28 protein-coding genes are annotated in these 22,974 nt (G+C 56.6%); all 28 read left to right on the top strand.

The window, feature by feature from the left end; all coding sequences use genetic code 11:
* The 28 genes from dtd (at position 1) to WMO26_RS01880 (ending at position 22,956) form a co-directional block, all read left to right on the top strand.
* The gene (gene dtd / locus WMO26_RS02015; RefSeq protein WP_349217857.1) at positions 1-450 is read left to right on the top strand and encodes a D-aminoacyl-tRNA deacylase; all 450 of its coding nucleotides are present in this window, start codon (positions 1-3) and stop codon (positions 448-450) included.
* Between the two features lie 43 nt (positions 451-493).
* Entirely contained in the window at positions 494-982 is a 489-nt protein-coding gene (locus WMO26_RS02010; RefSeq protein WP_349217856.1) for an NUDIX hydrolase, read from the top strand.
* Between the two features lie 24 nt (positions 983-1,006).
* Positions 1,007-1,624, top strand: coding sequence for an MBL fold metallo-hydrolase (locus WMO26_RS02005; protein WP_349217855.1), 618 nt, complete (start codon positions 1,007-1,009; stop codon positions 1,622-1,624).
* A gap of 9 nt (positions 1,625-1,633) precedes the next feature.
* Positions 1,634-3,133, top strand: a complete 1,500-nt coding sequence (gene hemZ / locus WMO26_RS02000; RefSeq protein ID WP_349217854.1) for a coproporphyrinogen dehydrogenase HemZ — start codon at positions 1,634-1,636, stop codon at positions 3,131-3,133.
* A complete protein-coding gene (locus tag WMO26_RS01995) occupies positions 3,120-4,025 on the top strand; it encodes a uridine kinase family protein (RefSeq protein ID WP_349217853.1) in 906 nt (301 codons plus the stop codon). The genes hemZ and WMO26_RS01995 overlap by 14 nt, the downstream gene beginning before the upstream one ends.
* A 117-nt stretch (positions 4,026-4,142) precedes the next feature.
* Complete coding sequence (locus tag WMO26_RS01990) at positions 4,143-4,640, top strand: zinc ribbon domain-containing protein (protein WP_349217852.1); 498 nt, start codon at positions 4,143-4,145, stop codon at positions 4,638-4,640.
* Positions 4,641-4,880: 240 nt separating this feature from the next.
* Positions 4,881-5,702, top strand: coding sequence for a purine-nucleoside phosphorylase (locus tag WMO26_RS01985; RefSeq protein ID WP_349217851.1), 822 nt, complete (start codon positions 4,881-4,883; stop codon positions 5,700-5,702).
* Positions 5,703-5,815: 113 nt separating this feature from the next.
* The gene (gene mtnN, locus WMO26_RS01980) at positions 5,816-6,547 is read left to right on the top strand and encodes a 5'-methylthioadenosine/S-adenosylhomocysteine nucleosidase (protein WP_349217850.1); all 732 of its coding nucleotides are present in this window, start codon (positions 5,816-5,818) and stop codon (positions 6,545-6,547) included.
* A 63-nt stretch (positions 6,548-6,610) separates the two neighbouring features.
* A complete protein-coding gene (locus WMO26_RS01975) occupies positions 6,611-8,350 on the top strand; it encodes a putative polysaccharide biosynthesis protein (RefSeq protein WP_349217849.1) in 1,740 nt (579 codons plus the stop codon).
* Between the two features lie 53 nt (positions 8,351-8,403).
* The gene (gene mazG, locus WMO26_RS01970) at positions 8,404-9,231 is read left to right on the top strand and encodes a nucleoside triphosphate pyrophosphohydrolase (RefSeq protein ID WP_349217848.1); all 828 of its coding nucleotides are present in this window, start codon (positions 8,404-8,406) and stop codon (positions 9,229-9,231) included.
* Positions 9,232-9,253: 22 nt separating this feature from the next.
* Positions 9,254-9,529: an HU family DNA-binding protein gene (locus WMO26_RS01965; protein ID WP_349217847.1), complete on the top strand. Its 276-nt coding sequence runs from the start codon at positions 9,254-9,256 to the stop codon at positions 9,527-9,529.
* 101 nt (positions 9,530-9,630) lie between these two features.
* Positions 9,631-9,876, top strand: coding sequence for an RNA-binding S4 domain-containing protein (locus tag WMO26_RS01960; RefSeq protein ID WP_349217846.1), 246 nt, complete (start codon positions 9,631-9,633; stop codon positions 9,874-9,876).
* Between the two features lie 63 nt (positions 9,877-9,939).
* The gene (gene yabP, locus WMO26_RS01955) at positions 9,940-10,230 is read left to right on the top strand and encodes a sporulation protein YabP (RefSeq protein WP_349217845.1); all 291 of its coding nucleotides are present in this window, start codon (positions 9,940-9,942) and stop codon (positions 10,228-10,230) included.
* Between the two features lie 48 nt (positions 10,231-10,278).
* On the top strand, positions 10,279-10,815 hold the full coding sequence (gene yabQ / locus WMO26_RS01950) for a spore cortex biosynthesis protein YabQ (protein WP_349217844.1): 537 nt from the start codon (positions 10,279-10,281) through the stop codon (positions 10,813-10,815).
* A gap of 10 nt (positions 10,816-10,825) precedes the next feature.
* Positions 10,826-11,113, top strand: coding sequence for a septum formation initiator family protein (locus WMO26_RS01945; protein WP_349217843.1), 288 nt, complete (start codon positions 10,826-10,828; stop codon positions 11,111-11,113).
* Positions 11,114-11,149: 36 nt separating this feature from the next.
* A complete protein-coding gene (locus tag WMO26_RS01940) occupies positions 11,150-11,599 on the top strand; it encodes a S1 RNA-binding domain-containing protein (RefSeq protein WP_349217842.1) in 450 nt (149 codons plus the stop codon).
* Positions 11,600-11,709: 110 nt separating this feature from the next.
* Positions 11,710-12,870, top strand: a complete 1,161-nt coding sequence (locus WMO26_RS01935; protein WP_349217841.1) for an amidohydrolase — start codon at positions 11,710-11,712, stop codon at positions 12,868-12,870.
* The gene (locus tag WMO26_RS01930) at positions 12,867-13,709 is read left to right on the top strand and encodes a fumarate hydratase (RefSeq protein ID WP_349217840.1); all 843 of its coding nucleotides are present in this window, start codon (positions 12,867-12,869) and stop codon (positions 13,707-13,709) included. Before WMO26_RS01935 ends, WMO26_RS01930 begins: the two co-directional genes overlap by 4 nt.
* A 213-nt stretch (positions 13,710-13,922) precedes the next feature.
* Entirely contained in the window at positions 13,923-14,459 is a 537-nt protein-coding gene (hpf, locus tag WMO26_RS01925) for a ribosome hibernation-promoting factor, HPF/YfiA family (protein WP_494338185.1), read from the top strand.
* 440 nt (positions 14,460-14,899) lie between these two features.
* A complete protein-coding gene (locus WMO26_RS01920; RefSeq protein ID WP_349217839.1) occupies positions 14,900-16,018 on the top strand; it encodes a THUMP domain-containing class I SAM-dependent RNA methyltransferase in 1,119 nt (372 codons plus the stop codon).
* A gap of 227 nt (positions 16,019-16,245) precedes the next feature.
* Positions 16,246-16,530, top strand: a complete 285-nt coding sequence (locus WMO26_RS01915) for a co-chaperone GroES (protein WP_349217838.1) — start codon at positions 16,246-16,248, stop codon at positions 16,528-16,530.
* 48 nt (positions 16,531-16,578) lie between these two features.
* Positions 16,579-18,207, top strand: coding sequence for a chaperonin GroEL (gene groL / locus WMO26_RS01910; RefSeq protein ID WP_349217837.1), 1,629 nt, complete (start codon positions 16,579-16,581; stop codon positions 18,205-18,207).
* 434 nt (positions 18,208-18,641) lie between these two features.
* The gene (locus tag WMO26_RS01905) at positions 18,642-19,346 is read left to right on the top strand and encodes a site-2 protease family protein (RefSeq protein ID WP_349217836.1); all 705 of its coding nucleotides are present in this window, start codon (positions 18,642-18,644) and stop codon (positions 19,344-19,346) included.
* Between the two features lie 4 nt (positions 19,347-19,350).
* Positions 19,351-20,073, top strand: coding sequence for a segregation and condensation protein A (locus WMO26_RS01900; RefSeq protein WP_349217835.1), 723 nt, complete (start codon positions 19,351-19,353; stop codon positions 20,071-20,073).
* The gene (scpB, locus tag WMO26_RS01895) at positions 20,064-20,627 is read left to right on the top strand and encodes an SMC-Scp complex subunit ScpB (RefSeq protein WP_349217834.1); all 564 of its coding nucleotides are present in this window, start codon (positions 20,064-20,066) and stop codon (positions 20,625-20,627) included. Before WMO26_RS01900 ends, scpB begins: the two co-directional genes overlap by 10 nt.
* Positions 20,628-20,642: 15 nt before the next feature.
* The gene (locus tag WMO26_RS01890) at positions 20,643-21,296 is read left to right on the top strand and encodes a DUF2953 domain-containing protein (protein WP_349217833.1); all 654 of its coding nucleotides are present in this window, start codon (positions 20,643-20,645) and stop codon (positions 21,294-21,296) included.
* Positions 21,293-21,718 (top strand): GerW family sporulation protein, encoded by a 426-nt coding sequence (gene ytfJ, locus WMO26_RS01885; protein WP_349217832.1) that lies wholly within the window; start codon positions 21,293-21,295, stop codon positions 21,716-21,718. The genes WMO26_RS01890 and ytfJ overlap by 4 nt, the downstream gene beginning before the upstream one ends.
* Before the next feature lie 74 nt (positions 21,719-21,792).
* The gene (locus tag WMO26_RS01880; protein ID WP_349217831.1) at positions 21,793-22,956 is read left to right on the top strand and encodes a D-alanyl-D-alanine carboxypeptidase family protein; all 1,164 of its coding nucleotides are present in this window, start codon (positions 21,793-21,795) and stop codon (positions 22,954-22,956) included.
* Positions 22,957-22,974 lie beyond the last annotated feature (18 nt).

Here is a 22,974-nt window from a genome sequence, read left to right as displayed (position 1 = left end):
ATGAGAGCGGTCATTCAGCGGATAACGAACGCTCGTGTGGAAGTAGACGGAAAAACAGTTGGAGAGATCGGTCCGGGGCTTCTGATTTTGCTGGGCGTCACCCATGGGGACGGGGAGGTTGAGGCTTCCCTGCTGGCGCGCAAAACCGCGGGCCTGCGCATTTTTACCGACGAACAGGACAAAATGAACCGGTCGGTGCTGGACATAGGCGGGAGCGCCTTGGTGGTGTCCCAGTTTACCTTGTATGCCGACTGCCGTCACGGCCGCCGCCCTTCCTTTACCAATGCCGCCCCGCCCCAGGAGGCGGACCGGCTTTACCGGTTCTATGTACAAGCGCTGAAAGGGGAAGGAATCGGGCAGGTTGAAACCGGCGTGTTTGGGGCGGATATGAAGGTGTCCCTTTTAAACGACGGGCCGGTGACCATTTTGCTCGACACAGCGCAGTTATAAGAAAAGAACAGGCAGATTCCATCATAAAAGGGTAGGTGTGGATATGGAGCTATGGGATATTCTCGATGAAAAAGGAAACAAGACCGGGCGCACCATGGTCCGGGGCAACCGGATCAAACGGGGGGATTACCACCTGGTGGTGCACATCTGGGCGAAAAACGAAAAAGGGGAATACCTCATCCAAAAGCGGGCGAAGACGGTGTTTTCCATGCCGGGAAAATGGTCGTCCACCAGCGGCTCGGTGGTCGCCGGGGAGGACAGCCTTGGCACTGCCGTGCGGGAAGCCAAGGAGGAGCTGGGCATCGACGCGCCGCCTCAGAACTTCCGGCTCATCCGCCGCTTAATGCGAAGGCAGGACTTTGCCGACATCTACCTGCTCACCCAGCCGGTGGACCTATCTGCATTGGTGCTGCAAAAGGAAGAGGTGGAAGCGGTCAAGTGGGCCAGCCGGGAGGAAATCACCGAGATGGTCCAGTCGGGTGAGTTTCACAACTACGGCAAGGAATACTTCGACCTGCTTTTTTCCGTTTGATTGCTGTTTTCTGGAGGAAAGACGATGAAAATCACACGTATGAAAGTGGGCGGCTTCGCCGCCAACTGCTATCTGCTGATGGACGAGGAAACCAAGGAGGCGGCGGTGATCGACCCGGGGTCCTGCCCGGGAAAAATCGTATCCGCTCTGGAGGGCTACCACGTCAAATACATCCTGCTCACTCATGCTCACTTTGACCATTTTGCCGCCCTTCTGGACGTGCAGAAGGAAACCGGCGCTTTGGTCGCCATGCACGAGGATGCGGCGGATGCGGTCAACGATCCCGAGCGCAACGTATCCAAAATGTTCGGGCGGGACCTGCCTCCTATCCACACCGACGTGCGCCTCAAAGACGGGGACACTCTTTCGGTGGGAAACCTGACCATCCGGGTGCTTTCCACTCCCGGTCATTCGGCGGGAGGCTGCTGCTATTTGTGTGGGGACGTGCTCTTTACCGGGGACACGCTGTTTCGCCTGGAGGTGGGAAGGACCGACTTTGCCGACGGCAGCTATCCGACCTTGTGCAAATCCCTGCAAAAGCTGGCCGCCCTCCCGGGGGACTACCGGGTGCTGCCCGGCCACGACGAGGAAACCACCTTGCAGTACGAGCGGGACCATAACCCCTATTTTTACGGAGATTGAGAGAACACCATGACGCTATTCATTGATGGACATGCTTTTCATTACGAGATGGAGAACCTTTGCCGGGTATTTTATCCTCAGGAGCGCATCCGGGTGGTGTACGAGCTGGCACAGGATGAGATCGTGATTGCCACCTCGCTGCAAAAAGGAAAAACCACTACGGCTCTGACCGCCTCTTACCGGGCTTTTGTGACAAAGGAAAGCAGGATAAGACAGGTGGAGAACAACAACCCCGATTATGAGAAGGAATGCGAGCGGCAGATGGCCGTGGCCCTGTTTGAAGTGCTTGTAAAGGTGCGTGGCTTTACTCCAAAATGGGGGATTCTTACCGGGGTGCGCCCGGTTAAGCTGATGCGAAGGCTCATCGCGGAGGAAGGAAGCGAGGAAGCGGCGGCCCGGTATTTCCGGGAACGGCTTTTGGTGTCAGAGGAAAAGACAAAGCTTGCCCTTCACACGGTCAAAGCGGAGAACGTGCATCTGGCGAAATCCCGCCCCGATTCCTTTTCTCTTTACATTTCCATTCCCTTTTGCCCGACCCGGTGCGCTTACTGTTCTTTTGTATCGGTGGGGATTGAAAAGACCTTTAAGCTGATTCCGGACTATGTGCGGCTGCTTTGCAAGGAAATCGAGGAAACGGGGAAAATTTCCAAGGATCTGGGGCTGCATCTGGAAACGGTCTATTTCGGCGGCGGCACCCCCACCACCCTGACAGCCGAACAGCTTACCGCCCTTCTTAAGGCGGTGCGTGAGAATTTTGACTTGAGCACGGTGCGCGAATATACGGTGGAAGCCGGCCGGCCGGACACCATCACGAAAGAGAAGCTCGACGCGCTCAAAGCGGGCGGCGTCACCCGCATCAGCATCAACCCGCAGACCATGCATGACAAAGTGCTTGCGGCCATCGGCCGGCGGCATACCGCCGCGCAGACGGTGGAGGCGTTTCATCTGGCCCGCGCGGCGGGATTTTCGAACATCAATATGGACCTGATCGCGGGGCTGCCGGCGGACACGGCCGCGGGCTTTGCGGATACCCTGCGCCAGGTAATCGGGTTAAACCCGGAGAGCGTGACGGTACATACCCTGTCTCTCAAGCGGGCGTCCGATTTGAACCAAAGCGGGGAAGGGGCGGCCAGAAGCGCGGGAAATGAGGTGGCCGACATGCTGCATACCGCCCAAGCGCTGCTGGGCGCCGCCGGGTTTTCCCCTTATTACCTTTACCGGCAGAGCCGCACGCTGGGCAATCTAGAGAACGTGGGATACAGCAAACCCGGGTTCGACGGGCTTTACAACGTCTACATTATGGACGAGACCCACACTATCTTAGCGGTGGGGGCGGGCGCTGTCACCAAGCTCAAGCAGCCGGACGGGCCTTACATCGAACGCATATTCAATTATAAATTTCCATATGAATACAACGAGCGCTTCCCGTCGCTCTTAGAGAAAAAGAAGAAGGTGTATGAATTCTATGGCCGGTACCCGACGGATGTTACAGGATTTGGCGGAAATTAACGCCATGGCATCTGCCGACGGCCGGGCACTGTGCGAAAGAGCCGACCGGGACTATCGGAACATGGTGGAAACGGCGGCCGGGCAGATTGCCGGGGACGTGGAGAACCGGCACATCGTCCTGTTTTCCGGCCCCTCCGCGTCCGGGAAAACCACTACCGCTCATATGATTGGGGACGCGCTTCGCCGGAAAGGGATCGGCGTTAAGATCGTCAGCCTGGATAACTTCTACCGTCCCGCTTCCGAGGCCCCTCTTTTGGAGGACGGGTCGCGGGACCTGGAAACGGTTCAGGCGCTGGACGTGCCGCTCATTCAGGTGTGCTTAAACGGTCTGATGAAGGAAGGCCGGGCCCAGTTCCCGGTGTTTGATTTTCACGAGGGCCGGCGCGCCCCGGACACTATGCCCATTGAGCTGGGGCGCCACGATGTGATTGTCATCGAGGGTATCCACGCTCTCGACCCGGTGATTTCCCAGAAGCTGCCCGAGGAAAAGCTTTATAAGCTCTTTATCAGCGTGCAGACTCCCTTTATGGATAAAGGAGAGGTCATCCTGTCTCCCAGGGACCTGCGCCTTTGCCGGCGGATGCTGCGGGACTATTGGTTTCGCGCTTCCAGCCCAGGGTATACCCTGGAGCTGTGGACGCAGGTGGTGCGGGGGGAAACCCTTTACATCGAGCCAAACCGGGGGCAGGCCCAGTTTGAGATTGATTCTTTCCACGCTTTTGAGCCGGGCCTTTACCGGCTGATGGTGGCCCCTTTGATGAGAGGGGTGGACAGCACAAACCCCTATTTTCGTGAGCTGTGCCGGATTGTTTCCCGGCTTGAGCGCTTCGTGCCGGTTCCTCTTAGTAAGGTGCCGCCCGGGTCTATGGTGCGGGAATTTACCGGCGTTTAATTTCAAGGGGCTCCGGCTTGCTATTTTGCCCCGGGCAGTTTATAATAAAGGTGTATTCACGCGTGGTGCGCGTTTTCGACCCCTGTGTTTATTTTAACGATGTAAGGAGCGAGCGTAATGGGCGTTTTTGAAGATGTAGTAGTCAAGGCAAAGGCCGTCGCGGAAGTGGCGGGCAAGAAGACCGGCGAGATTGTCGAGCTTTCCAAGCTCAAGGTCAGTGCGGCGGAAGTCAGCAAGGACATCAGCCAGCGCCTGGAGGCGTTGGGAAAGATCGCGTATGACGCGGCGAAGACGGAAAACAATGCCGACGAGCTCATTCGCGAGAGCATTCCGGAGATCGACGCGCTGTATGCCAAGCTTGCGGACATTACCGACCGGATTGCCGCGCTGCGTAACGTGGTGCGTTGCCCCAAGTGCAAGGCCGTCAATTCTGACGACGCGATTTTCTGCAACAAATGCGGTGCGAAAATGGCGGGAGAGAAGGATGGCTGCTCTTCCTTTGATTATATGGACGTGAACGAAGACGAAACGACTTCGGACAAGGAAGGGGAGAACGGTGCCTGTGGGGAGGAAGCCCCGCAGGAGGAACCGAAAAAGGACGAGGCGGACGAGTAATCTGTCCCAAAGATGAATGGAAGAAACGGGAGCTTTTACCGAAAAGCTCCCGTTTTTGTCTGAAATGCGGAAAGAATAAAAGGCAGGGCGGCCATGCTGGAGTACGACCCGGCCGCTTTTGCACGCTTTTATGGAAAATCCGGAGAAATACAGACGCAGGATACGCATCAGCGCAAGATCCGAGGGTTCCCGCCCTTGTGCAAACACACAGCTGATTTGACGCAAAAGGAGAGAGATGGAATGAATGTCCGATTGGAAGCATATCGTGAAAGTGCGGAATATATCCAGTGCCGCCTGCCCAAAATACCGAAAACAGCGGTGGTTTTGGGCTCTGGGCTGGGACGGCTGGCACAGGAGTTGACCGGGCGGGTAACGCTGCCCTATGAAAGCATCCCGCATTTTCCAAAGTCCACCGCCCCTTCCCACAAGGGGCAGCTGCATTACGGAAGGCTGGAAAACGCCGGCTGCCTGCTTTTAGAGGGACGGTTTCATTACTATGAGGGATATTCCTTTGCGCAGGCGGCCTCCTATGTGCCGGTGTTAAAGCTGGCGGGGGTGGAGAACCTGATCTTGACGAACGCGGCCGGCGGCATTTCCCATGCCTTCCTGCCGGGGGACCTTATGCTGCTTACCGACCACATCAAGTTCTTCGACGACAGCCCCCTGCGCGGGGAAAACTGCGATGAGCTGGGACCAAGATTTCCCGACATGACCAAAGCTTACACCCCCGGGCTTCTTCATACGGCCCGCAAGGCCGCCGGCCGCCTGTCGATTTCCCTGCAGGAGGGGGTATATGCCTATATGCCCGGGCCCCAGTACGAAACTCCGGCGGAAATTCGGGCGCTTCGCACGCTGGGAGCGGACGCGGTGGGCATGTCCACGGTTCCTGAGGTCATCTGCGCGGCCCACTGCGGCCTTTCGGTGCTGGCCCTTTCCTGCATTACGAACCTGGCCGCCGGGGTAGGGGAAAATCCGCTTACCAGCGAAGAGGTGGTGGAAACGGCGGGAAAATCCGTGGGGAAACTGGCGGATTTGATACGGGAAATTGTAAATTTATTATGATTTTAGCCGCTTTGGTGGTATAATATGCCGGGAAACGTTGACAGGCCAGAGTTTGGCTCATATAATGGTAAATTATGTTGATGCATAAAGATGCACCGAGGAGGAACGGGCACGTGACGAATAAAACACAGCTGAAAATCGGGTTGATTATCGCGGACAACATGGAGTTTAAACCCTTTGCCGAATACTGTGCGAAAATCGAGAAAATGCGGGAAGGGATCAACCGCAAGAACGAATTCATCACCGTCTGTCTGTGCAAAGGGGAGCGCACCATTGAGCTGACCGGCGTCAAGTGCGGCGTGGGAAAGGTGAATGCCGCTATGTCCGCCTCCTTCCAGATTGCAAACGGCGCGAACCTGATCCTGAATTCCGGCCTGTCCGGCGGCATCGCCAACGTCCGCCGGGGGGATATCGTGGCCGGCACCCAGTATATGGAGGCGGATTTCGACTTGACCGCCATGGGGATGGAGCTTGCCAGAAAGCCGGACCAGGAGTACCTGTACGACGCCGATCCGCTTTTGCTGGAGGCGGTGAAAAAGGCTTGCCCGGATATTGTTTGCGGGCGCCTGGGCACTGGGGACTTCTTTTTAAACAACGAGGAAAAGAAAAACCTGTATAAGAATAAATTCGACCTGACCGCGTTCGATATGGAGACGGGGGCCATCGCCTCGGTCTGCTACAAGTGCGACGTGCCGTTTTTGTCCATCCGCAAGGTGAGCGACGATGCGGCGGAGAATTCCCCAGAAGATTACCGGGAGATGAACGACAAAGCGGAGGCTTCGCTGATCGAGGTCGTGAGCAGGCTGCTGGATGAGATCTTCGTGCAGGACGCGTTCTGGAAATAGCCTCTTTTGGAGGAGGAAGCCCGCCGGTACTCGCGCAAAATCGACGTAGGGAGTGAAGGTAAGTTGGCCAAACGCAATAGGCAGAGCTTTTTGGAAGGCTCGTTTATCCTGATTGCCGGTGTCATTATCGTCAAAATCATCGGCGCGTTGTTTAAAATCCCGCTGACCGATATCATATCGGCCGACGGCATGGGCTATTTCAGCTCCGCCTATGTGGTGTTCAACCTGATCCAGACGGTGGCCATCGCCGGCTTCCCCGTGGCCATCTCCAAGATGGTGGCGGAGAACGTAGTGCTCCACCGGTACCGGGACGTCAAACGCATCTACCGGGTTTCTTTCCGTGTATTTTTGGTCACCGGCCTTGCGGGCACGGTGCTGATGCTGGCGATTTCGCCGCTGGCGGTCAGCGTGATGAAAAACCCCGGCGCCCTTTACAGCATGCTTGCCATGGCGCCTGCGGTATTTTTTATTTGTATGATGTCGGTCAACCGCGGCTATTACCAGGGCCTTTCCAACATGGTGCCCACGGTGATTTCCCAGGTCATCGAGGCGCTGACCAAGCTGATTTTGGGCCTTTTGTTCTCGAGTCTCGTGATGCAGATCGGTATGCAGCAGTATGCCGATACGGGGGTGGTTTTTGGCACCCAGGTGGCGACTGAGGAGCTTGCCAAGCAGGCAACTTATCCGTACGCCGCCGCCGCCGCCATCTTTGCGGTCATGCTGGGTTCCGCCTTCGGGACTTTCTATCTGTTCATCCGCCGCAGGCTGGGCGGGGACGGCATCAGCAAGGAAGAAATCCGTCAGTCCCCCGCGCCGATGCCCCAGAAGGTGATCTTAAAATCCCTTCTGGCCATCGCCGTTCCGGTGGCGCTGGGCGCGGTTACCAACCAGCTCACCGCCGTTATCGACACATTTTCCATCCAATCCATCGTCGCCCACATCTCCCAAAGCAGTCCCGACGTGCTTATGGGCATGTACGGCCATCTGCTGCCGGAGGGCTACACGGCGGAAAACCTCAATAATTTCCTCTACGGCTGTTATACCGGCCTTGCGGTGACCATGTTCAACCTGGTGCCCACCATCACCACCTCCATCGGCGTCAGCGCCATCCCGGCGGTGACCTCGTCCTGGACCAAACGGGACGCGGTGGGGACCAAGAAAAACGTGGAAGCGGCTTTGCGTATTACGGCCATCATCGGCATTCCGGCGGGCCTTGGTATGTCGGTGCTGGCAGGGCCGATTATGAGCTTGCTTTTTCACAATGCGAACGAGGTGGCCATCGCCACCCCGCTTTTGACCATGCTGGGTCTCGGCGTGATCCTGCTGACCCAGGTAGGACCCATCAACAGTATGCTCCAGGCGGTGGGCAAGGCGTCTACGGTGCTAAAGCTTTTGGTGGTGTCCGCCATCCTAAAGCTTCTGTGCAACGTGATTTTTATCAGCATCCCGTCGGTCAACATCTTGGGCGCGCCCATCGGCACCATTGTCAGCTATCTCTTTATGGTCATCGCGGGCTTAATCGTCCTATGCCGCACCACCAAGGTGCGTCCCCGTTTTGGCCGGGTGTTCTTCCGCCCCTTTGTGGCAGGGCTCTTCACAGCGGCCACCGGGTATCTGGTCAACAGCCTTTTGGCCCGGTTTATTTCTTCGAAAGTGGCGGTGCTGGTCGCCATTGCGGCGGCGCTCTTTGTGTACGTGGTCACATTGTTTGCTTTTCGGGTGGTTACGCTCGAAGACATCCGAAAGCTGCCAAAGGGTGAAAAGATTGCGAAAGCCCTTGCAAAACGGGGCTGGATAAGGTAAAATAGCAGGCGCTCTTATGTTCGCCTGCGAACCGATTAGGGAAGTGAAAAGGAATGTCCGTGTCATTTGTATTCAAGGAGCGGTACGGCGTTGAGGATTTATGTAAAATCATGGCGCTTCTGCGTTCCGAAGAGGGCTGTCCCTGGGACCGGGTGCAGACCCACGAAAGCATCCGCAAGAATTTCATTGAGGAAACCTACGAAGCCATTGAGGCCATCGACCTGAAGGATTATGACCTGATGCGGGAAGAATTGGGCGACGTCCTTTTGCAGGTGGTGTTTCACGCCCGTATGGAGGAGGAAGCCGGCCGGTTCGATTTTCAGGACGTGGCTGACGGCATCTGCAAAAAACTCATTGAGCGCCATCCCCATATTTTCAGCGACATAAAGGCGGATACCGCCGGCGAAGTGCTCAAAAACTGGGATGAAATAAAAAAGCGCAAAAAGGGGCAGAATACGCAAAGCGAGGTTATGCAGTCGGTTTCGCGGGCGCTGCCGTCTTTGATGCGAAGCGCGAAGGTCCAGCAGAAGGCGGCCAAGGTGGGGTTCGATTGGCCCAACGAGGAAGGTGCGCTTGAGAAGCTGGAGGAAGAGGTCTGTGAGCTTCGCGAGGCCGTTTCTTCCGGTGACAAGGCCGCGGCCCGGGAGGAACTGGGCGACGTGCTCTTTTCTGCAGTTAATGTGTCCCGCTTTTTGGACGCGGACGCGGAAGAGACGCTGACTGAGGCGTGCGACAAGTTTATTGCCCGGTTTGAACGGGTGGAGGCGCTGGCAAAGGAACAGGGCCATTCCATGCAGGAGCTGACGCTCAAAGAGCTGGATGCTCTTTGGGACGAGGCTAAGAAAGCAATTCACCAGGCTGCTACTCAGCCTGAGGAATGATAAAATAACTGGAGGTTTCACTATGAACAAGACTGAGCTGATTGCTGCTGTCGCAGAAAAAGCAGAGCTTACCAAAAAGGATTCAGAAAAAGCGGTTGGCGCGTTAATCGACGCGGTAATCGAGGCGGTAGCTGCCGGCGACAAGGTGCAGGTAGTGGGTTTCGGTACGTTTGAGCTTCGCGAGCGCGCGGAGAGAATGGGCCGCAATCCCCGCACGGGCGAGGAAATGGTCATTGCCGCTTCCAAGCAGCCGGTTTTCAAGGCTGGCAAGGCGTTTAAGGACGCTGTGTCCGAGTAATTTGTACCTGATCGGGCGGAGGAAACCTCCGCCCTTTTTGGTTTTTGCAGGAGGTTGCGGCAAAGGCCGCGTCATTACATGCAAAGGAGGTCGCACCTTTTATGCGGCTGGATAAGTATTTAAAGGTTTCCCGGCTCATTAAGCGCAGGACCATTGCCAACGAAGCCTGCGACGCCAAGCGCGTGCTGGTCAACGGCGTGCCCGCACGGGCGTCCTACGAGGTTAAAGTGGGGGACTTAATCGAAATTACCCTGGGGCAGAGGCCGCTCAAGGCCAAGGTCCTTTCCATCTCCGAGTACGCCACCAAGGAAAACGCCGGTCTTCTTTATGAGATTATCGAGGACTGACAAGACATAAGCCGCCCCAAATCCGCATATCCATTACCGAACTGATTATGGGAGGTTTTTGATATGGCGGAAGAAAAGAAACCCCAGGTAAAGATTCCACACAATGTGATCCTGGAGGATAGACATACCTTAAGCGTATCCGGCGTGTCCGACGTGGACAGCTTTGACGAACAAACCATCATCGTCTTTACCGATATGGGCGAACTTACTGTATCCGGCACCGGTCTTCACATCAACAAGCTGAGCATCGAGACGGGTGAGCTGACCATGGAGGGAAACATCCAGGGCCTCTCTTATAACGACGACCAGCCCAGTACCGGCGGCGGAGGCTTTTTCGGCCGTCTCTTCAAATAAGCGCGAATTCGCGCGGCTGGACTTTGCAAGAGAAGAGAGGTGGGCGGATTGGGGATTTCCCTTGCCGACCAGACGATGGACTTTCTGCTGGCGCTGGCGTTCGGGGCGGGGCTCGGCGCGCTTTACGACGTATTCCGGATCCTGCGGGCGCTGATTCCCACGGGAAAGATCGTCATTTTCTTTCAGGACCTGCTCTACTGGTGCATCTGCGGGGTGCTGACCTTCCTGTTTATCCTGGGGGTCAACGCCGGGGAAATCCGCGGGTACCTGATCGTGGGGGAGCTTTTGGGAGCGATGGTGTATTACGGCACCATTGGGCGGCTGATCATGCGTTCAGCGCAGGCCATCAGCCGGGCCATCCGGTGCGTGCTGCGTTTTATCCGGGATAAGATTTTAAAGCCGATTTTCCGTCCTTTCCTGAAACTTGGGAGAAAAATACAAAAAGCCATGAAAAAGGCCGGAAAAAATTCGAAAAAACTTTCTAGATCATCAAAATACCGCTTGAAACGTACCGGTATTTTGTTATATAATTTGTTTAACGTCTCTCCCAAGCGAAAAGAGAAGAAATCGGAAGTGGAAAGGTAGCGATATGCCTATGAAGGCGGTAAAAAAGAAAAAGAAAAGCGTCCTTCTACGGCTCGCCTGCATTGGCTTCGGCGTATATGTGGCGGTGTCGCTGGTCCAGCTTCAGATGGACATCGGCCGTTCCAAGGAATCGCTCGCCCAGGTCAACCAGCAGATCCAGGAGCAGACCCTCAAAAACCAGGAGCTGCAGGCCATGATCGACGCCGGGGAGGACCAGGCGGAAATCGAGCGGATCGCCCGGGAGCTCGGATATGTATTTTCCGATGAACAGGTGGTCATCCTGGCAAACGGCAACTAGGCGAGAGGCCAAATTTAAGGAGGAAACTTAGGGTATATGCAGCTTGAGGTAGGAGCAATCGTGGAGGGCAAGGTCACCGGCATTACCAAGTTCGGGGCTTTTGTGGAGCTTCCCGGCGGAAAGACCGGTATGGTGCACATTTCAGAGGTAGCGCCCACATATGTCAAGGAAATCCGGGACTATGTGACGGAAAACCAGACGGTGAAGGTGAAGGTGCTGAGCATCAGCGAGGAAGGCAAGGTCAGCCTTTCGATGAAGAAGGCAATGGACCCGCCGCCTTCGGCACCCCGTGGCGGCGGCCGCCGGCCGTTTGTCTCTCCGGGCCGTCCGGGTAATTTCGAGTGGCAAGGAAGCAGAAACGAGCCCGCCTCATTTGAAGATATGATGTCGAAATTCAAGCAGAGCAGCGAAGAGAAGATGTCCGATTTGAAGCGTAACGTGGATTCCAAGCGCGGTGGTTTTTCCAGACGCGGAGGTTCCCGGTAAGCGAACCGGAAGGATTTCAAACGGGGTGGTGGACCACCCCGTTTTTTGCTATGAAAACGTTCTGAGCCGGAAGGCCGGAGCGGCAGTCTCAACGCAAAGGAGAAGTGGCATTGATACTCAAACAGGTACGGATTCACACCATGGAAGGCCCTGTGATTGAAAACGGCTGGCTGTGTACAAAGGGGACGGTTATCGCCGGCTTCGGCCCAATGGATGAATGCCCCAGCACAAACGAAGAAACCATCGACGGCGGCGGGGCGGATCTATATCCTGGGTTTGTGGACGCGCATACCCATTTGGGCATGTGGGAAGACGGCCTTGGATTTGAAGGAGACGACGGCAACGAGGACACCGACCCCGTGACTCCCCATTTAAGGGGCATTGACGCGATTAATCCTATGGACCACTGTTTTGCCGAGGCGGTGGAAGCCGGGGTGACCACGGTGGTCACCGGCCCCGGCAGCGCCAATGCCATTGGCGGGCAGCTGGCGGCGGTGAAAACCCACGGCATGTGCATCGACGATATGATCGTCAAGGCGCCGGTGGCCATGAAGTTCGCCCTGGGGGAAAACCCAAAAACAGTCTACCACGGCAAAAGCCAGGCGCCGGTTACCAGAATGGCCACTGCCGCGCTCATCCGCGAGCAGCTCTCAAAAGCCCGGCGGTACCAGAAACAGCAGGAGGAAGCGACGGCCGACGAGGAGCTCGACGAGCCGGAGTACGACGCCAAATGCGAGGCGCTCCTGCCGGTGCTGACCGGGGAATTGCCCGCGCATTTCCATGCCCACCGGTGCGACGATATCTTTACCGCGATCCGGCTGGCAAAGGAGTTTCATTTAAACTATACCATCGTCCACGGCACCCAAGGGCACCTGGCGGCAAAGCGGCTCAAAGCCGAGGGTATGCAGGTGCTGGCCGGGCCGATTTTATGCGACCGCTCCAAGCCGGAGCTGCGGGATTTGACCCCTGCGAATCCCGGTATCCTGGCCGGCGCCGGGATGGAGACCGCCATCATCACCGATCATCCGGTCATTCCCATTCAGTACCTGCCCTTGTGCGCGGGCCTTGCCGTGCGGGAAGGAATGGACCGGGAGGCGGCGCTTCGGGCGATCACCATTGTCCCGGCGCGTATCTGCGGAATAGGGGATCGGGTGGGCTCCATTGCGGTGGGCAAGGATGCGGATTTGGTTCTATTTGACGGGGACCCGCTGACGCTGGCGGCGAAGCCCCGGCTCGTGATGGTCAATGGAAAGGTTGTGGCTAAGGCATGAGAGAACTGGATGTAAAGGAAATCACCAAGGCGGTGGCGCAGCTCTTTGTGGAGGCAAACCGGGAACTCCCCTGCGATCTGGTGAGCCGTATCGAGGAAAGTGCCAAAAAGGAGACCGACCCTCTGGGCAACGGCATCCTGCAGGACCTGGTGGAGAATCTGGCGGCGGCCAAGGCGCTTCGCATCCCCATCTGCCAGGACACGGGGATGGCGGTGCTTTTTGTGGATTTGGGCCAGGAGGTGCACCTGACGGGCGGCCTTTTGGAGGATGCGGTGAACGAAGGGGTGCGCCAGGGCTATGTGGACGGCCTTCTGCGTTGCTCGGTGGTGAGCGACCCGCTCAAGCGGAAGAACACCGGCGACAATACGCCTGCGATCTTGCATCTGCGCCTGGTCCCGGGCGATCAGGTGACCATTACCGCCGCGCCCAAGGGCTTTGGTAGCGAGAACATGAGCGCCATAAAAATGTTCACCCCATCGGCCACCAGAGAGGATATTCTCAATTTTGTGATTGGGGTGGTAAAGCAGGCGTCCAGCAACCCCTGCCCGCCTATGGTGGTGGGGGTCGGCATTGGGGGAGACTTTGAGTACTGCGCGTATCTGGCGAAGAAAGCATTGTGCCGCAGCGTGTCCCAACAAAATGAGGATCCTTACTATGCCGAGATGGAGCGCGAGCTTTTGCACCGGATCAACGCTCTGGGCATCGGTCCCCAGGGCTTCGGCGGCGATACCACCGCTCTCGCGGTACAGATCGAGCCCTATCCCACCCATATCGCTGGACTTCCCGTAGCGGTGAACATCGGCTGTCATGTGACACGTCACAAAAAAATCACAATCTAGCCCTTTTATTTTCATATAACCTGTGGTATAATAAAGCCATTGAAAGACCCAAACCGGATTTGGGGGTGATGTGCGAAACGGTATTCGGCAAAGGACCGAAGATACTCCGGAAGCGATTCCGGTTTATCATACTTTATGTGCATGTCCCTGAAAAAGGACGGGAAAGCGGATGTGTATGCTCCGTTTTGCGGCACCTTCTAAGGGGACGGCGGAATGGAGGTTACTATGATCATTACCATTACTGGGAGAAAGGTCAACCTCAGGGATTCTTTCAAAGAGCGGGTGGAAAAAAAGCTTTCCAAGTTCGACCGTCTGTTTGAGAAAGAGGCCCAGGCCAACGTGACCGTTACGCTGGAGAAAAACCGGCAGACGGTGGAGGTCACCATCCGCAGCGGCGGTATGGTTTACCGCGCGGAGGAAACCGCCTTTGAAATGGAGGAAGCGCTGGATAAGGTGATGGATTCCCTGGCCCGCCAGATCCGCAAGAACAAGACCCGGTTGGAAAAACGGCTGTATGCCAGCACCATAGAGGACCTGTATCCCGAACCGGTGGAGGAAGAGGCGGACTACCAGGTGGTGCGCACCAAACGTCTTCCCATTAAGCCTCTCGATGTGGATGAGGCCATTTTGCAGATGAACCTGCTTGGACACGAGTTTTTCATGTTCCGGAATGCCGACACCAATGAGATCAACGTCGTGTACCACCGCAAGAACGGCGACTATGGTCTTTTGGAGCCGGAAGCGGAATAAGGAACGCCGGACAAGAAGGGTTGGGCGTTTCTAAGATAAAATAGAGGCCGTGCCATTTTTGGCGCGGCCTTTTTGCGTTTTCATTCACCAGGGAAGGGGCGGTTTGAAAAGGAAGGCGGATCTATTCTGCGAGGCTCCTGGAAAGCGATAGCATTTAGAAGAGCCGGGAGAGACTTTTGTTCGTTTGGGGGAAGAAAAGACTGAGCGTTACGCATGGGGTTGGGGCCTGGCACGGGAAGGCTTTTCAAAGGTACAGCACTCGCGGCGCCGGTGGAAAGCGGCAGGAGCATGGCCAAAACGAAGTGGCCTGTGCTTCTATTGGGAGCGGCCTACTTTGCCGGCACATCGGCAAAGCAGGCGCTCTTACAATTTTCTTTGCCTTCGGCCCACATCTGCGGTATAATGAGCACAATCACTGTGTTAAGACAAAGGAGATCACTATGGATTCCATTCGCATGTCCGCCCCGTGCCTTTTCGGTATCGAGGGCGTTTTGGCCGACGAGCTGCGCCGTATGGGCGCATCGGAGGTAACGCCGGATACCGGCAAGGTACTCTTTTCCGGCGACGAAGCCATGCTCGCCCGGGCAAACCTTTCCTCCCGGTTTGCCGAACGCATTCAGGTTCAGCTGGGCGAGTTCCCGGCGCGCACCTTTGAGGAGCTGTTTGAAGGAGTGAAGGCGCTGCCCTGGGAGCGGTGGATTGGAAAGCAGGACGCCTTCCCGGTGAAAGGCTGGTCCTTAAACTCCAAGCTTCATAGCGTACCCGACTGCCAGGCCATCGTTAAGAAGGCGGCGGTGGAACGGCTCAAATCGGCTTATAGGCTGCCTTGGTTCGAAGAGACGGGGCCTGTGCATCAAATCCAGTTTTCCATTTTAAAGGACAGGGCTTCGGTCCTGCTGGATACCTCGGGGGAAGGGCTCCACAAGCGGGGCTACCGCCCTCGGGCGAACGAAGCGCCCATTAAGGAAACCCTGGCTGCGGCGATGGCGGACTTAGCCCGGGTACGGGGGTACAGCCGGGTTATTGATCCCTTCTGCGGTTCGGGGACGCTGCTTATCGAATCCGCCCTCATCGCCATGCGCATCGCCCCGGGGCTTAACCGGACCTTTGCGGCGGAGAAATGGAGCGCCATTCCCCAAAAGGTCTGGCAGGAGGAGCGGCAGTATGCCATGAGCCGCATCATACGGGACAACGAGTTCGAAGCCGTGGGCTACGATATCGACGAGCATGCCCTGGAGCTGACCCGCCTCAACGCCAAGCGTGCCGGGGTAGATTCCCGCATCCGGGTGGAGAAACGGGACATCCGGGACTTTTCGGACGACGGAGAAAAGGCCACTATTCTCTGCAACCCGCCCTACGGGGAACGGCTGCTGGACGTAAAGGAAGCGGAAACCCTCTATCGGGAGATGGGGAAGGTGTTTGCCCGCAAGGAAAAGTTTGGTTATTATATCATCAGCCCTCACGAGGATTTTGAGGCTCTTTTCGGCCGCAAGGCGGATAAACGCCGCAAGCTCTACAACGGCATGATCAAGTGCCAGCTCTACATGTATTTCAAATAAGCGAAAAATGCCTTCCGCTGTATGGGCGGCGCATAAATGCGCCATACTGTGCAGGGAAGGCATTTCCTTTTTGTGGGATTCGCCTGGACGTTTGTAAACAATTTGTGAAGTGCTAAATTTTCTAAAAATAGTACTTGATTTTTCCAAGCGATATGATTACAATAGTTTTAGCACTCAAAGATAGAGAGTGCTAAACTGAGTTATTAATTTATCAGGGAGGAATAGAAATGACAATCAAGCCTCTTTCCGACAGAGTGGTCATCAAGATGGAGGAAGCCGAGGAAACCACCAAGAGCGGCATCGTGCTGGCCGGCTCCGCCAAGGAAAAGCCCCAGGTTGCCACTGTGCTGGCCGTTGGTCCGGGCGGTTTGGTAGACGGCAAGGAAGTGCAGATGACGGTAAAGGTCGGCGATAAGGTCATCACCAGCAAGTATTCCGGCACCGAGGTCAAGGTGGACGGCGAGGAAGTCATCATCGTGCGTCAGTCCGACATCCTGGCGGTTGTGGAATAAGATCGCTTTTTCGGTTCTATGATATGAAATACGGGAGGTAATTTGATTATGGCAAAGGAAATTCTCTACGGCGTAGACGCCCGCAAGGCGTTGCAGGCCGGTATCGATAAGCTGGCGGACACGGTGAAGATCACCCTGGGCCCCCGCGGCAGAAACGTGGTGCTCGACAAGAAGTTCGGCGCCCCCCTCATCACCAACGACGGCGTGACCATCGCCAAGGAAATTGAGCTTGACGACGCCTTTGAAAACATGGGCGCGCAGCTGGTCAAGGAAGTCGCCACCAAAACAAACGACGTGGCCGGCGACGGCACCACCACCGCCACCCTTCTGGCCCAGTCTCTGATCGGCGAGGGTATGAAGAACGTTGCGGCCGGCGCCAACCCCATGATCGTGCGCCGCGGCATCCAGAAGGCCTCCAAGGCGGCCATTGACGCGGTTGTGTCCAACTCCAAGAAGGTTTCCGGCAGTGAGGACATTGCCCGCGTCGCCACCATTTCCGCTGGCGACGAGTTCATTGGCAAGCTGATTGCGGAAGCGATGGAGAAGGTTTCCGCCGACGGCGTCATCACCGTGGAAGAGTCCAAGACTGCCGAGACCTATTCCGAGGTGGTCGAGGGCATGCAGTTTGACCGCGGCTACATCTCTCCCTATATGTGCACCGATACCGACAAGATGGAAGCGATCATCGACGACGCTTACATCCTGATCACCGATAAGAAGATTTCCAACATCCAGGATATCCTGCCGCTGCTGGAGAAAATCGTGCAGTCGGGCAAGAAGCTGGTCATCATCGCCGAGGACGTGGAAGGCGAAGCGCTGGCCACGCTGCTTGTCAACAAGCTGCGCGGCACTTTCACCTGCGTCGCCGTCAAGGCTCCCGGCTTTGGCGACCGCCGCAAGGAGATGCTCCAGGATATCGCCATCCTCACCGGCGGCACCGTGATTTCCTCCGATCTGGGCCTGGAGCTCAAGGACGCCGACATGGCTCAGCTGGGCCGCGCCCGTCAGGTCAAGGTGCAGAAGGAGAACACCATCATCGTCGACGGCGCCGGCAATTCCGAAGAGATCAAGGCGCGGGTGGGCCAGATCCGTTCCCAGATCGAGGTCTCCACTTCGGACTTCGACCGCGAGAAGCTCCAGGAGCGTCTGGCGAAGCTGGCCGGCGGCGTAGCCGTCATCAAGGTCGGCGCTGCTACCGAGATCGAAATGAAGGAAAAGAAGCTGCGTATTGAGGATGCCCTTTCCGCCACCAAGGCTGCGGTAGAGGAAGGCATTGTAGCCGGCGGCGGCGTGGCCCTGCTCAACGCCATTCCGGCGGTGAGCAAGGTTGTCGACGAGCTCGACGGCGACGAGAAGACGGGCGCGAAGATCGTCCTGAAGTCCCTGGAAGCCCCCATGCGCCAGATTGCGGCCAATGCGGGCGTGGAAGGCTCGGTCATTGTGGATAAGATCGTCTCCAGCGGCAAGGTGAACTACGGCTACGACGCCCTCAAGGAAGAATATTCCGATATGATTTCCGCCGGCATCGTCGACCCGACCAAGGTCACCCGTTCCGCGATGGAGAACGCGGCTTCCGTCGCGGCTATGGTGCTCACCACCGAGTCCCTGGTTGCCGACAAGAAGGAAGAAAACCCGGTTCCGGCCGCTCCCAACCCCGGTATGGGCGGCATGTATTAATTCCGGTTTGCATGTGTGTTCCAAAAGCGCGCGCTCTCTTGAGCGCGCGCTTTTTTCGTGAACCGATGTCTGGTGTGAAACGCTCCGCGGCATTTCTCTGAGCAAAAGCGGTTTTGGCGCCTAGCGTGGGAGCGGAAAAACGGATGACCACGATCCGCTTTCACACCTCCGGCTGTTTAGAAAGCCATGCCAGATTCCTTTTCCCGGGCCGGGCACGGGCTGTGGGAAGAATGCGCATCTAAGTGTACCGGCGCCGGAGAAAAGAAGATTCCTGCGCTGGAACAGGCAGGCTTCCGTCTTTTTCTGGCCGAAGGCGGATATCGTCCCAAAACAATTGCGGGAATTGCTGGATTGTGCTATAATTGTTTCTTAATCTACTGCGTTTCGTCGAAGAAAGTTTCGATTTTTCTATCTTTACACCGGGAGTGATGCTTGTGCTGTTTCACCTCTTGCAGGGCGGCGACATGACACAGATCGTTTTGACGCTGCTGACCACCGCTTTTGTGGTGGTCGCCATTCTGCCCATTCACGAGTGCGCCCACGCCTTCGTCGCTCACAAGCTGGGGGACGACACGGGAAAGTATAACGGCCGCATGACCTTGAATCCCATGCGCCATCTGGATCCCATTGGTGCTTTGAGCCTGTTTTTGGTGGGGTTCGGCTGGGCAAAGCCGGTGCCCGTCAATCCCTATAACTTCAAAAACCGCAAGGCCGGCATGGCGCTGACCGCCCTGGCCGGCCCGGTTTCCAACTTGATTGTGGCGTTCATCGCGGTGCTGCTGCTACGGATTAATTTTGAGATTGCCAGGATGAACCTAGATTATTATTACGGGACTCTTTATACGGTAATTTATACCTTTTTGTATCTGCTGTCCGTGATCAACATCGGCTTGGCGGTCTTTAATTTCCTTCCCATCCCGCCGCTGGACGGCTCGCGGATTTTGTGCTTTTTCCTTCCAGACCGGGTGGAGGAATGGTTTTACCGCTACCAGCAAATTATCTCCATCGTCTTTATTGTCCTGGTTTTGTTCACCCCGGTATTTGATGGGATATTGAGCTTTGTGCAGACCCATGTTTTTGATGGGCTTTTGTGGGTGGCCGACCTGCCCTTCCGTTTGCTCGGAATGAGTGCGCTGTAGGCCCATGGATAAGATATCGTATAAGCTGCCGGTCTTTGAAGGGCCGCTGGACCTGCTTTTGCACTTAATTTCGAAGAACAAACTGAATATTCAGGACATCGCCGTATCAGACTTATTAGAGCAGTACTTAGCGCACATTACCGCCATGCAGGAAGCGGATATGGACGTGGCCAGCGAGTTTCTGGAAATGGCGGCGCGGCTCGTGCATATGAAAACGGTATCCCTGCTGCCCAGGCACGAGGAAAGCGAGCAGCTCAAGAAGGAGCTGACCGGGCAGCTGCTCGAATACCAGACGGCCAAGGAAATCGCCGCGCTTCTTGCGGCGCGTACCAATGGGTTCGACCTCTTCTGCCGGGAACCAAGCCCCATCCCGGTGGACAAAACCTACCGCTGTACCCATAAACCCGAGGAGCTGCTTGCCGCGTACCAGGATGCCGCCGGCAAGGGAAAGCGGCACCTGCCGCCCCCGCAGGCGGCCTTTACCCCTATTGTGGCAAAGCCCATTGTATCGGTGACTTCCAGGATTGTCTTTGTCCTGCGCAGGCTCTGGGGCCAGAAGACCGTGCAAATGCGCGGTTTGCTCGAGCATGTGCAGAGCCGGTCGGAGCTGGTGGCCACCTTCCTGGCGGTTTTGGAACTGGTTCGGGGCAAACGGGTGGAGGTCAGCGACGGGGTGCAGGTGGAGGACCTGACTCTCACAGCAAAGGAACGAACGAAATGGAAGTAAAAGAAGCGCGCGCGGCTTTGGAGGCCCTCTTGTTCGCAAGCGGCACGCCCATCTCTGCGGAAAAGCTGGCCCAGGCGCTAAAGCTGGATAAGGAAACGGTCTGCAAAGTGGCACAGAACCTGGCCGACGAGCTGGACGCCCGGCAAAGCGGCCTGTGTGTGGTGCGCTTGGGGGAAGAATACCAGCTTTGCTCAAGAACCGAGCATGCCGAGGCCATCCGCCGGGCGCTGGAAATTCGGCGCAACACCCCTTTGTCCCAGGCGGCCATGGAGGTGCTGGCGGTGGTGGCCTACAACCAGCCGGTGACCAAGGCGTTTGTGGAGCAGGTCAGAGGGGTGGACTGCTCGGGCGTCGTTGGGAGCCTGTGCGCAAAGGGGCTTTTGGAAGAAAAGGGACGGCTGGAGCTGCCCGGCCGGCCTCTGTTGTATGGAACCACGCCGGATTTTCTGCGTTGCTTCGGGTTTTCCTCCCTCGACGAGCTGCCGCCCCTGCCCGACCGGCAGGAGGGCCTTGGCGGGGAAGAAGCCATGAAGGCAGAACAGACGGACGGATGAGTTAGGAGGTGCGCCTTGACCGCGTTGGCTATTGTGGGAGGGATTGTGGCATTTTTGGCTCTGTTGCTGTTTCTTCCGCTGCATCTGCTTTTCCGGTATGAGGAAGGGTTTTTCCTCACGATCAAATATGCGTTTTTGAAGTTTCAGGTGGTGCCTCAGAAGGAAAAGAAGCCAAAAAAGGAGAAAAAGAAGAAAAAGGAACCTCCTCCTGGTGAGGAAGCGCCGAAAAAGGAAAGCGCCTTTCAGATAATCCTCAAGGAAGAGGGGCTTTCCGCTGTGGTGCACCTGCTGGGGGAGCTGGCCCATCACACCGGCCATGCGGCCAGGTCCACACTGTCGCGCATCCATGTGCACGATGTGGTTATCGACCTGACGGTGGTGGGAGAGGATGCGGCGGACACCGGCATTCAGTACGGACGGACCTGCGCGGCGGTGTATAGCGCCTTCGGCGTGCTGTGTAACTTTTTGGCCATGCAGATAAAGGCCTTCTCCGTCATTCCGGACTTTCGCGAGGGAGCGAAATCCCGCGCTTATCTGTATGCGCGCATTCAAATCCGCCCATTTTTCTTAATTTCCAGCGGAATTGGTTTAATCTGGCGGATTTTGGTTACCATGATAAAAGCGAAGAAATCCAAAACCAATACACAAAAAGGCGGTGCAGTAGCATGAGCGAACATCCCATTAAAAGTATGATGGAAGCCACTATGCAGAAAATCCGGGAACTGGTGGACGCGAATACGGTCATCGGCGATCCGATTTATGCAAAGGACGGGACCACGCTGATCCCGGTGTCCAAAATCAGCTACGGGTTGGGCGTGGGCGGCTCCGACCTGCCGACCAAGACGGAAAAGGAGCTGTTCGGCGGCGGCAGCGGCATGGGCATTTCCATCACGCCTGTGGCCTTTATCGTCATTGCAAACGGCGAGGCGAAGATCCTGCATGTGGCGAATTCCGACAATGTGGGCAGCAATATCGTAAAGATCGTCCCGGAGGTTTTCGACCAGATCACGGCTCTCTTTAAAAAGAAAAAGCCGGAAGAAAAAGCGGTCAATGTGGCCGAAGAAGCAAAAGAACCTCAAAAAGCCGAATGATGAAACGCAAACCACCTGCATACAATGAAAGTGTCCAACTGGAAATTTCAAACGTATGAAGAGGTGGTTTTGCTGTGTGTAAACGAACGATCCGAAAAGGGTTGGCGACGGCGGCTGCGGTGGTGACGCTCCTTTCCGGCATGCCGGCGCAGGCCGCCGAGGGGGAGCCATCCACCTCTGCAAAGGCCGCCGTCCTGATGGAATGCCAAACCGGACGGGTTCTCTACGCGAAAAACGAAAGCGAACAGCTTCCTATGGCCAGCACCACGAAGATCATGACGGCGCTGCTGGCGGTGGAAAACTGCGATTTAAACCAGCCGGTGACGGTCACCGGGGAAATGGCCTTGGTGGAGGGATCCTCCATGGGGCTGCACATCGGGGACGTGATCACGGTGGAAGGGCTTGTGACCGGGGCACTGCTGGCCTCTGGGAACGACGCGGCCAACGCCATCGCCCTGACGGTGCGTCCGAGCTTCGAGGAGTTCGCCGCTTTGATGAACGAGCGGGCCAAGGAGATCGGCGCGCAGAATACCTCCTTCGTTACCCCATCCGGGCTTGACAATGCGCAGCATTACACCACGGCGTACGATTTGGCCCTCATTGCCCGGGAAGCCATGGCAAACCCGGTTTTTTCCGACATCGCCCGCAAGAGCATCGCCCAGGTGGAGTTTCAAAACCCGGTGAAAACCTGTACCTTAAGCAACCACAACCGGCTGGTAAAGGAGTACGAGGGGGCCATCGGGGTCAAGACCGGATTTACCAAGAAGTCGGGCCGGTGCCTGGTGTCCTGCGCCGAGCGGGACGGGGTCAAGCTCCTGGTGGTAACCTTAAACGATCCGGACGACTGGAAGGACCACAAGGCTTTGCTTGACTATGGGTTTTCCCAGGTGACGGTGCAGAATCTCCCGGCCATTGAGGAACAGAGAATCAAGGTCACCGGCGGGGAGCTCGAAGAGCTGGCGGTCATCCAGCGCCCGCCTCTGACGACCGCGCCCCTGACGCAAGGGGATCTGTCCAGGGTAGAGGTGAAGATCGAGCTGCCTCCCTTTGTCTACGCGCCGGTTTCCACCGGCAGCGCGGTGGGCATCGCGTCTTATTACCTCGATGGGCAGAAGATCGGGGAAACGGTGCTCATGGCCAAGCACGACGTGCTTTTAAGCAAGAAGCAACCATCCTTTTTTGAACAGATCGGGAACTTTTTCGCCGGAATCTGGCGGTACATAACGGGATGGTTTTAAGAATCGGAGGAAGTAGGA

The organism is Solibaculum intestinale, assembly GCF_040096205.1.
In the GTDB taxonomy this organism is placed as follows: domain Bacteria; phylum Bacillota; class Clostridia; order Oscillospirales; family Acutalibacteraceae; genus Solibaculum_A; species Solibaculum_A intestinale.
This window is presented reverse-complemented; position numbering and strand designations above follow the sequence as displayed.